Here is an 8,049-nt window from a genome sequence, read left to right as displayed (position 1 = left end):
CCCCAAGCCCCTCCCGAAACGCCAGATAATGCTTCAACACCTGCACCGGCGCCTCAATCTGCGGGTAGTGCCCAATATTCGCCAGCAACACCGTATCCGCGTGCGGCACCAGCTCACGATAACGCTGAACCATATGCCCCCCGGAAATCGGATCAACCTCCCCATCGATCACCCGCAACGGCACCTCCCCCCGCTGCATGGCCGCCACCCATCGATCCCGCTGCCGCCGACGCTGAGGAATATACGCAATCAACTTGTGCAAAATCCGCGGCCCATCTTGGCTCTCGATCAAGCTCCAGAAATCATCCAGCGCACTCTCACTGGGCCGAGTCGCCGGCCCGAAAATCTGCCCAAAACTGTTAGCCAGGGCATTACGCCCAAACGCCCGCCCAATCATCCAACCCAATGGGCTCAGCAACAGCTTCTGCACCAACGCCGGACGATGCGTCTCCGGAAACAACCCACCGTTGAGAAACACACAACTGCCCATCCGAAACCGGCCTTCGTAATGCCGCGCCAACAACTCCTGCGCAACACTGTCACCGTAATCATGGGCCAGCACATGCACCGGCTGCTGCACCCAAAGATGCTCCAGCAACGCCTGTTGCAAATCCGCCTGCTCCAGCAGGCAATACGTGTGATCCAGCGGCTTGGCCGAATCACCAAACCCCAGCATGTCGCAGGCAATCACTTGATAGCGCTGAGCCAACGGCTGCCAGAGATAATGCCAGTCCCAACTGGCCGTGGGAAAACCATGGATCAGCAGCAACGGCTCGCCCTGCCCCGCCACCCAGTACCGAATGGTGCGGCCGCGAAACTCAAAGCTCTGGGCACGCTGGCGCCAGATGCGCAGCGGGATCTCGGCGAGTGGCATCAGCTTTTATACCCGGTGTCGAGTGCATCGAGTTTGCGCAGCAACGCCGGCCACGCCAGCGCGCCGCCCATGCCCTGAGCGCTTTTGGTGACCCCAGCGATCATCGCCCGGGCACCGGCCAATATCTGCGGCGCAATGCTGATCAGTTCAGCGCCACCGTTCTGCGCCATCACCTGGATATCGCAGGTGCGCTGGAAGATGAACATCATCAGGAACGTATCGGCGATGCTGCCGCCACAGGTCAGCAGACCGTGGTTGTGCAGCATCAGGAAATTGTTTTCGCCAAGGTCAGCCTGCAAGCGGGCCTTTTCCTCGTGGTTCAGCGCCACACCTTCGTAGGCGTGATAGGCCAGGCTGGACAACACGAACAACGATTGCTGGCTGATGGGCAGCACGCCCTGTTTCTGCGCGGAGACGGCAATGCCGGAGGCGGTGTGGGTGTGCAGCACGCAGACCACATCGTGCCGCACTTCGTGCACCGCACTGTGAATGGTGTACCCGGCAGGGTTGACCTCGTAGGGACTGTCCATCAGCTTGTTGCCGGCCTGATCGACCTTCACCAGGCTCGACGCGGTGATCTCGTGGAACATCAGCCCGTAGGGGTTGATCAGGAAGTCTTCGGTGCCCGGCACCTTGGCCGAGATGTGGGTGAAAATCAGGTCGTCCCAACCATGCATCGCCACCAGGCGATAGCACGCGGCGAGGTCGACGCGGGCCTGCCATTCGGCCGCGCTGACCTGGTCTTTTACACTGTGTGTCGATTGAACAGTGGCTAGGCTCACGGCAATGACCTCCTTGGCGCGCTTATTATTGTTTTTTTGAGTGAAGAGGCAGTCTAGTCAGACCTCGAGGCCGCCGTAGTTGCATTGGCAGCCAGCTTGATGACCGAACGGGTCAGTCCTGAGGATAGTTCGATTTTGTTCTGCGCGTGTCAGAGAAGCGACGCCAATAAAGGCGCGGCGAACAGGTTGAGCAACCCGGTCAGCACCATTACCAGGCCCGCCACGGAGCCTTCCTCACCGCCCACCTCATGAGCCCGGCTGACACCCGCGCCATGAGCGCCCACGCCAAACAATGCGCCACGGGCCAATGGCGTGCGCAACGGCAACCACTTGAGCAGTACGCCGCCGAGCATGGCGCCAAACACCCCGGTGAACATCACGAACACCGCCGTCAGTTCCGGCACGCCGCCCAGGTCGGAAGACACCGGCATCGCGAACGGGGTGGTGATCGAACGGGGCACCAACGACATCGTCACCGAGCTGTCGAGAGCGAGGGCCTTGGCCAGGCCATACGAAGTGGCGATGGACGCCGCGCTGCCCGCGACCATCCCCAGCAATAACGCTGACCAGTGGCGCACCAGCAATTGGCGCTGTTGCCAGATCGGAATCGCGAACGCCACGGTCACCGGGCCCAGCACCAGCATCAGCCAGTGGGTGTCGGTGGCGTATTCGGCATAGGCGGTTTTCATCGGCACGGCCACCGCCAGCAGCAGCGCCGGCACCAGGATCAGCGGCGACAGTAGGTAGCGCCCGGTGCGCCGGTAGATCCACCGGCTGAAGCCGTAGGCACCGAGGGTCAGCGCCAGCCAGAACATCGGCATCAGCTCAAGCTTCATGGCGCAGCTTCCAGCGGCAGACGAATTCCACGGTAAACGCAGTCACCAGCATCACCGACAAGGTGCTGAAGCCGATCACCAACATGATCCGCCAGCCGTCGTGCTTTACCAGGCCACCGTAGTCCAAAAGGCTCATCAAGGCAGGAATAAAGAACAGCAGCATCTCCGCCATCAGCACACCGGCGCCCAGTTGCAGAGCCGCCGGTTTTACCAGGCCGGTGGCGAAGGTCAGCAACAACAGGCCCAGGCCGACCACACCACCGGGAATAGGCCAGCTCAGCCAGGCGGCCAATTGGCAGCCCAGAAAATATATGGCCAGCAGCACAATCAGTTCAGTCAACAACCGACCGACGACTTTGAAGGTGAAACGTTTCATGAGCTTTGGGTCCTCCCAGGGCACCCATTTTAAAGAGGCGCCTGGCATCCCCACAGCGAATTGTTAGACTGCAAGCTATTCCAAACTGGAATCATGTCGATGGAATTTAAACAACTGCGCAGCTTTGTCGAAGTGATCCACCGGGGCGGTTTTACCCAAGCCGGTAAAACCCTGCACATCAGCCAGTCCGCGGTCAGCAAGCAGGTGGCGCAATTGGAACAAAGCCTGGGCACGCCGCTGCTGGATCGCCTGGGTTCGCAGATTCGCCTGACGGCGGCCGGCCAAGTGGTGTTGCAGCGGGCAGAAGCGATGCTGCGCCAGCAAGCCGAGTTGCTCAGTGAGCTGGATGACTTGAATCAGCTGACCCGTGGCGAACTGCGCATGGGCTTGCCGCAGTTGGGTGGCGACACGCTGTTTGCCGGGTTGTTTGCCGAATACCGCCGGCGCTATCCGAATGTCACCATCCAATTGCTGGAAGGCGGCAGCCGCAGCATCGAGCAGGCAATCTTGAGTGGAGAACTGGAGGTGGGCGGCAGCCTGATGCCCAGCGACCCGGCATTTGCCTGGCAGGCATTCTGCGATGAGCCGCTGGACGCCCTGCTGCCCATGGACCATCCGCTGGCCGATAACGCGCACATCCGCCTGGAGGAGTTGGCTGACACGCCGTTCCTGATGTATCAGCGCAGTTTTGTATTGAACGACCGCCTGTTGCAGGCCTGTCAGCAGGTGGGCTTTACCCCGAAGGAAAGCGGGCGCAGTGGCCAGGCGGATTTTCTCGCCGCATTGGTGGCCGCCGGCCAAGGCGTGGTGCTGCTGCCCAGCGTAGTAGCCCGGGGCCTGGTAAGGCCCGGCGTGGTACGCCTGACGCTCAAGGCGCCGGACTACCTGCGCTGGGACATTGCCTTTATCTGGCGTGAGGGTGCCTACCTGTCGAAAGCCGCCCAGGCCTGGCTGGCGTTATTGCGCGAGTTCCCGGTCAACCGCGCAGTGCAGTGACCAACTCGGCCAGCCACGGCTCGGCGTCGGCTTCCGGGGTCACGCTTTCGCTGGCGTCCAGGCGCAGCATCGGCAGCACTTCGTGCACGCCCAACTCGGCAAACAGCTGGCGCATTTGCTCGCCGCCGCCGCAGAAGGTGTCGCCATAGCTGGCGTCGCCCAGGCCAATCACCGCGCCGGGCAAGCCTCGCCAGGCGGCCGGCAGTTGGTCGCGAATGGTCGAGTACAGCGGCTGCAGGTTGTCGGGCAGTTCGCCCATGCCAGTGGTGGAAGTCACGGCCAGGAAGGCTTCCGGAGCAAAGCCCTGTACGTCGGCGAGGGTTGCCCGCGGGTTGTGCCAGGCGTCGAAGCCGGCAGCGTTGAGGATGCTTGCAGCATGACGGGCGACTTCTTCGGCCGTGCCGTACACCGAGCCGGAAAGGATGGCGACTTTCATCAATCTGATCCTGTAGCTGACTAAAAACCTGGGATATTAACAGCTGGGGCCAGTGGACAGGCTGCCGGCATGTCTTAAACTTCGAATTCCCAAGACAAGCCATGGACCGCTCAATGATTAACGCCAAGCTGATGCAACTGGTGATCAACGCTTCCAACGACGGCATCGTTATCGCCGAGCGCGAAGGCAAGGATATGCCACTGATTTACGTAAACCCGGCGTTCGAGCGCATGACCGGCTATACCCTCGACGAAATCCTCTATCAGGATTGCCGCTTCCTGCAATCGGGTGACCGTGACCAGCCGGGGCTGATGGCGATTCGCGAAGCCCTGGAGAGTGGCGGCGCCTGCCGGGAAATCCTGCGCAATTACCGCAAGGACGGCACACATTTTTGGAACGAGCTGTCGTTATCGACGGTTTACAACCCGGCCGACAAACAGACCTATGTGGTCGGCGTGCAGAAGGATGTGACCGTTCAGGTCAAGGCCCAGCAGCGTGTCGCGCAACTGGAAGCCCAGTTGGCTGACCTCAAGGCGGAGCTTGCGGCACTCAAGGCGACGAGCGGATCTAACAAAAACTAGAAAACGCGGTCTTTAAAGAGATAATGGCGTTTTAATACCTTTTTCTTGAGCAAGATCAATGCAACGCGACGCGCTTTTGACGCAGGACGAGCTGGATTTTATTCAGACCATGCACCATAACCCGCAACTCAATGTGCGGGACGCGTCGTCGAGCCTGACGGTCAATGGCGGTGCGCAGATTCGTGATCTGCTCACCCGCCTGGCCGCCCATGACCATGTCACCCTCCAGGCCCAATTCGACAACCAGCAAATGACGTTTCCGCTGCAATTGGTGGAAGACGAGTTTCATGCCGTGCATCTGCGGCTGGGTGTACCGAGTATTTTCGAAGACGGGCCGATGATCCGCCCGTGGCGCCTGGCGCTCGAAGAGCCGGTGCCGCTGGAAAACATCAAGGGCCAGCCCGGTGCGCTGTGGGTACATGAGGTGTCATTCAAGGGACTGCTGGTGGAAATTCGCGGGCGGATCAAGGCGCCAAGAACCTTTTCGCTGTGGTTCAGTCCGTCCGGGTACGAGCGCATTTCGGTGCGGGGCACGCTGGAACGGGAAACTGCCCGAGGATTGTTCGCCTACCGCCTGAGCCAGAACGATGTGGATGAGACCGAGCGCCTGCGCCAGTTTATCCTGCAGCAACATCGCCTTTTTCACCCCGAAGTCCACGCCTGAAGTCAGGTATCCAGGTTACCGCGCAGAAACTGCTGCAAGCGGCGCTGCATCAATCGCCCTTCGTTACCCAGGCAGCCGACGGATGAACCCGCCAGTTGCTCCTGCGCCAACTCCGCCGCATCGCCGGCCAGCAACAGTGGGCAATCCAGGGTCAGGGCCAACCGTTCAAGGCGCCGAGGCAAGCCATTGGCCGGCGAGTGATTGGAGAACACCACAAGGGCTTGTGGCCTGGTTTTTTCACAGACAAGGGTCAATTCATCCATCGGCTGGCCCACAGCCAGGACCTTGACCGCCAACTCGTCACCGCTCATCAACAGGCCTGCGACCAACAACTCCAGCTCTCGGCACTCCCCCGCAATGGCCGCCAGCAATACCCGCGGCGCCGCTGAGGCACAGCCTATCTGCAGGCGTTTCCAGGTTCGGCTGCGCAGGAATCCATCAAAAAACAGCCATTCACTGGTTTGGCCAAACAACCCCTGATGTCGCAACAGTTGCTGCCAGAGGGGCATCAGGATGTCCTGGAACACCACCGCGACCGGGTAGGCGGCGAAAATCTGGCCATACAACCGGTCCAGTTGCCGGTCGTCGAAGGCACCGACGGCCGTTCGCAACTGCGCCTGCCATTGGGCCCATTCATGCTCTGCACCTGCCGGCGAAGCAGCCGCCGCTTCGACTTGATGATCGTCGCGCGCGAGGATCTTGCCGACCTTGCTCACGGCCACGCCACGCTCGATCCAGTCAAGAATGCGATGAACGGTCTCGATATCGGTGCGCGAATACAGGCGGTGCCCACTTTCGGTGCGAACCGGGTGGATCAGCCCGTAACGCCGTTCCCAGGCACGCAAGGTGACAGGGTTGATGCCTGTCAATCTCGCGACTTCGCGAATCGGAAACAGCTCATCGGAATCGGCAGGGTTGCCAAGGGCCATGTCGGGACGTGGAGCAGTCATTACAGACATCAGGGCATCAATATACTGTCAGGAACTTGGATCCCATTTAACGCCCATACAGCTGTCCGATTCAAGGTCTTCGACAAGCCGACCAATGTCGCTGGTGTATTTCTGCAAAACAGGAATAATCCTTGCCTGTTTTTTCAACGTGGCTGCTTACCCCGCAGCTTCGTTCGTGCGCCGCCTACCCGGCCCAGTGCACCTGATCCTTATGGAGATACACAATGTCTACCTCCCCCGTCACCCTGATGGTTGCGCGCCGCGTGGCCAAGGGTCGCTATGAAGAGTTGATGGCCTGGCTGCGCGAAGGCGAGCAATTGGCCACGGACTTCCCCGGTTACCTGGGTTCAGGCGTGCTCGCACCGCCGCCCAACGATGACGAGTTCCAGATTATTTTCCGCTTCGCCGACGAAAAAACCCTGCATGCGTGGGAGTTTTCCGCCTCCCGTGGTGCATGGCTCGGGCGTGGCAGTGAGCTGTTTGCTGCGCCGTCGGAGCATCGCGTACGCGGTATCGACGGCTGGTTTGGCGCCGCCGCCGCACGTCCGCCGCGCTGGAAGCAGGCCGTGGCCATCTGGCTGGCATTTTTCCCGGTGTCGCTGCTGTTCAACTTCGGCCTTGAGCCGCTGCTCAGCGAGTTGGGGTTGTTGAGCCGTGTGCTGGTCAGCACCCTCGCGCTCACGCCATTGATGGTTTACTTCTTTATCCCGTTGTCGACCCACCTGCTGGCAGGCTGGCTGCATCCGGCGCCAGCCCGGGTAAAGGCCACCGAAGCCGCTGCTTGAGTACAAGGGAGGCCGCTCGCTGGTATAGTTTTAGCCTGCCAGCGATTCGAGCCTCCCATGTCTTCAACACCCGCCCCGATCCTGATCACCGGTGCCGGCCAGCGCGTCGGCTTGCATTGCGCCCAGCGCCTGCTGGACGAAGGGCAACCAGTGATTTTCAGCTACCGCACCGAACGTCCCGGCGTGCAAGCCTTGCGCGAACGCGGTGCGATCGGTGTGTTTGCCGACTTCTCCAACGAGACCGGTATTCTCGCCTTCATCGACGAACTGAAGACGCACACCCAAAGCCTGCGGGCGATCATTCATAATGCCTCGGCCTGGGAAGCGGAAGCGCCCGGCGACGAGAGCCGCGCCTTTACCGACATGTTCAGCGTGCACATGCTTGCGCCGTACCTAATCAACCTGCATTGTGCTTACCTGCTGCAACGCTCCACGCCTGCGGATATCGTGCACATCAGCGATGACGTGACCCGCAAGGGCAGCCGCCAGCACATTGCCTACTGCGCCACCAAGGCCGGGCTCGACAGCCTGACCTTGTCGTTTGCCGCGCAGCTTGCACCGGATATCAAGGTGAACGGCATTGCCCCGGCAATGGTGATGTTCAACGAGGGCGACGACGCGGCTTACCGCGCCAAGGTCCTGGCCAAGGCGGCACTGGGCATCGAGCCCGGCCCCGAGGTGATTTACCAGAGCGTGCGCTACCTGCTGGATAACCCGTATGTCACCGGTACCACCCTGACCGTCAACGGCGGGCGGCATATCAAGTAAG

Annotated in this window: 11 protein-coding genes; 5 read left to right on the top strand and 6 right to left on the bottom strand. The window is 60.8% G+C overall.

Going from position 1 to position 8,049, the window contains the following annotated elements; genetic code table 11:
• The 4 genes from AC3WKX_RS30245 to AC3WKX_RS30230 all read right to left on the bottom strand — a co-directional run.
• Positions 1-874, bottom strand: an 874-nt coding sequence (locus AC3WKX_RS30245; RefSeq protein ID WP_102636889.1) for an alpha/beta fold hydrolase, incomplete at its 3' end; no start/stop codon positions are given.
• Entirely contained in the window at positions 874-1,656 is a 783-nt protein-coding gene (locus AC3WKX_RS30240) for a class II aldolase/adducin family protein (protein WP_102368141.1), read from the bottom strand. The genes AC3WKX_RS30245 and AC3WKX_RS30240, both read right to left, overlap by 1 nt.
• Before the next feature lie 149 nt (positions 1,657-1,805).
• Positions 1,806-2,492, bottom strand: a complete 687-nt coding sequence (locus tag AC3WKX_RS30235; protein WP_003208490.1) for an LrgB family protein — start codon at positions 2,490-2,492, stop codon at positions 1,806-1,808.
• Positions 2,482-2,868 (bottom strand): CidA/LrgA family protein, encoded by a 387-nt coding sequence (locus AC3WKX_RS30230; protein ID WP_087693754.1) that lies wholly within the window; start codon positions 2,866-2,868, stop codon positions 2,482-2,484. Before AC3WKX_RS30230 ends, AC3WKX_RS30235 begins: the two co-directional genes overlap by 11 nt.
• Positions 2,869-2,967: 99 nt before the next feature.
• Between AC3WKX_RS30230 and AC3WKX_RS30225 the strand changes: the two genes are divergently transcribed.
• A complete protein-coding gene (locus tag AC3WKX_RS30225; protein ID WP_102606068.1) occupies positions 2,968-3,864 on the top strand; it encodes a LysR family transcriptional regulator in 897 nt (298 codons plus the stop codon).
• Here AC3WKX_RS30225 and AC3WKX_RS30220 read toward each other — a convergent pair.
• Positions 3,845-4,300 (bottom strand): flavodoxin, encoded by a 456-nt coding sequence (locus tag AC3WKX_RS30220; protein ID WP_102606069.1) that lies wholly within the window; start codon positions 4,298-4,300, stop codon positions 3,845-3,847. The two genes, AC3WKX_RS30225 and AC3WKX_RS30220, sit on opposite strands and share 20 nt — an antisense overlap.
• A 113-nt stretch (positions 4,301-4,413) precedes the next feature.
• On the opposite strand from AC3WKX_RS30220, the gene AC3WKX_RS30215 reads away from it, so the two are divergent.
• Together AC3WKX_RS30215 and AC3WKX_RS30210 are read left to right on the top strand one after the other, a co-directional pair.
• Complete coding sequence (locus AC3WKX_RS30215) at positions 4,414-4,881, top strand: PAS domain-containing protein (protein WP_008432316.1); 468 nt, start codon at positions 4,414-4,416, stop codon at positions 4,879-4,881.
• 58 nt (positions 4,882-4,939) lie between these two features.
• Positions 4,940-5,545 (top strand): hypothetical protein, encoded by a 606-nt coding sequence (locus AC3WKX_RS30210; RefSeq protein WP_003208483.1) that lies wholly within the window; start codon positions 4,940-4,942, stop codon positions 5,543-5,545.
• A gap of 2 nt (positions 5,546-5,547) precedes the next feature.
• Here the strand turns inward: AC3WKX_RS30210 and AC3WKX_RS30205 are convergent, their stop codons facing one another.
• The gene (locus AC3WKX_RS30205; protein ID WP_371858909.1) at positions 5,548-6,504 is read right to left on the bottom strand and encodes a MerR family transcriptional regulator; all 957 of its coding nucleotides are present in this window, start codon (positions 6,502-6,504) and stop codon (positions 5,548-5,550) included.
• 215 nt (positions 6,505-6,719) lie between these two features.
• On the opposite strand from AC3WKX_RS30205, the gene AC3WKX_RS30200 reads away from it, so the two are divergent.
• Both AC3WKX_RS30200 and folM read left to right on the top strand, forming a co-directional pair.
• A complete protein-coding gene (locus AC3WKX_RS30200; RefSeq protein ID WP_008432309.1) occupies positions 6,720-7,280 on the top strand; it encodes a putative antibiotic biosynthesis monooxygenase in 561 nt (186 codons plus the stop codon).
• A gap of 57 nt (positions 7,281-7,337) precedes the next feature.
• Positions 7,338-8,048, top strand: coding sequence for a dihydromonapterin reductase (gene folM, locus AC3WKX_RS30195; RefSeq protein ID WP_102606070.1), 711 nt, complete (start codon positions 7,338-7,340; stop codon positions 8,046-8,048).
• Position 8,049: the final 1 nt, after the last annotated feature.

The organism is Pseudomonas sp. GP01-A4 (genome assembly GCF_058780865.1).
The sequence above is the reverse complement of the archived record's forward strand: the minus strand, read 5'-3'. Positions and strand labels throughout refer to the sequence as shown.

What these genes read in the sequence shown, in the direction of transcription:
- AC3WKX_RS30210 (WP_003208483.1), top strand. Translation starts at nt 4,940, where the DNA reads ATGCAACGCGACGCGCTTTTGACGCAGGACGAGCTGGATTTTATTCAG.
- AC3WKX_RS30200 (WP_008432309.1), top strand. Translation starts at nt 6,720, where the DNA reads ATGTCTACCTCCCCCGTCACCCTGATGGTTGCGCGCCGCGTGGCCAAG.
- AC3WKX_RS30225 (WP_102606068.1), top strand. Translation starts at nt 2,968, where the DNA reads ATGGAATTTAAACAACTGCGCAGCTTTGTCGAAGTGATCCACCGGGGC.
- folM (WP_102606070.1), top strand. Translation starts at nt 7,338, where the DNA reads ATGTCTTCAACACCCGCCCCGATCCTGATCACCGGTGCCGGCCAGCGC.
- AC3WKX_RS30230 (WP_087693754.1), bottom strand. Translation starts at nt 2,868, where the DNA reads ATGAAACGTTTCACCTTCAAAGTCGTCGGTCGGTTGTTGACTGAACTG.
- AC3WKX_RS30220 (WP_102606069.1), bottom strand. Translation starts at nt 4,300, where the DNA reads ATGAAAGTCGCCATCCTTTCCGGCTCGGTGTACGGCACGGCCGAAGAA.
- AC3WKX_RS30235 (WP_003208490.1), bottom strand. Translation starts at nt 2,492, where the DNA reads ATGAAGCTTGAGCTGATGCCGATGTTCTGGCTGGCGCTGACCCTCGGT.
- AC3WKX_RS30205 (WP_371858909.1), bottom strand. Translation starts at nt 6,504, where the DNA reads ATGTCTGTAATGACTGCTCCACGTCCCGACATGGCCCTTGGCAACCCT.
- AC3WKX_RS30215 (WP_008432316.1), top strand. Translation starts at nt 4,414, where the DNA reads ATGATTAACGCCAAGCTGATGCAACTGGTGATCAACGCTTCCAACGAC.